Annotated in this window: 1 protein-coding gene and 1 pseudogene; both read right to left on the bottom strand. The window is 45.3% G+C overall.

The genetic code is table 11. The features are described from left to right. A pseudogene (locus EXE45_RS17160) lies at positions 1 to 300 on the bottom strand (hypothetical protein); the annotation flags it as partial. A 117-nt stretch (positions 301 to 417) separates the two neighbouring features. Then, on the bottom strand, positions 418 to 627 hold the full coding sequence (locus tag EXE45_RS17150) for a hypothetical protein (RefSeq protein WP_137695043.1): 210 nt from the start codon (positions 625 to 627) through the stop codon (positions 418 to 420). Positions 628 to 771: the final 144 nt, after the last annotated feature.

Raw genomic sequence — 771 nt, 5'->3', positions numbered from 1 at the left:
GGCTTCCTCTGTTGTAGCCGTGAAAAGCATTAGGAGAGAGTCATCGTAGTAGTGAGCGTAGTAGACCGGTCGCTCAGTTTCTCCGCCCCGACTAACGTACTCCCCGGTGATCTTATATATTTCTCCAAGCTGCTCGATCTGATAATTTTCTTGGAAGTTAGTCAGCCAGTCTTCCTCAGTAAGATAAAAATAGACTTTGACGTGGTTGTAGTGGTACCCCTCGAAGGTCTTGTCTGGACTTCTGTCTATCAGAGTCTGACAGAAAGACTCAATGTCGTATTCGTCTTGAGGGATTTTCATTCGTTCTGCTCGTCTCCTTACGCCCACCTTGTCTCGTCATGGTAAAAATGTTCGTGGATTGGTGAAACTGGCAAACTAACTGATAGCTCTCAATTTAGTCACTAATCTGTATTTTTGCTACTCTTGATTTGTTTCCGCAAACAGAGAGGGATCTTCTATTCCCTTTTTCATAAGTCGTCGTAGAGCTTCTGCCCGGGAAACATCCATTGAGATATCTCCCTCAATCTGTGCCATTTTTAGAGCCCGATCGAATTCCTCCACAAATTCCTCTGTGACATGCGTCGAAACAGTGGTTTGGCCATCACTACCTTCCGTACTCGATCCCATGGAAAGTGATTAACTGCGGCTGTTGAATAACCTACGCAGTTTGTATACTACTCATAGACGCAATGATTAAGTTAGTCACCTACAAAGGTAGGGGCGCATGGCGCTATCAGTCAATGTGACCGTCAACATGCCGATGGAGATGGT

This window comes from Halorubrum sp. SP9 (assembly GCF_005435015.1).
GTDB classification, from domain to species: Archaea; Halobacteriota; Halobacteria; order Halobacteriales; family Haloferacaceae; genus Halorubrum; species Halorubrum sodomense.
This window is presented reverse-complemented; position numbering and strand designations above follow the sequence as displayed.

What these genes read in the sequence shown, in the direction of transcription:
- EXE45_RS17150 (WP_137695043.1), bottom strand. Translation starts at nt 627, where the DNA reads ATGGGATCGAGTACGGAAGGTAGTGATGGCCAAACCACTGTTTCGACG.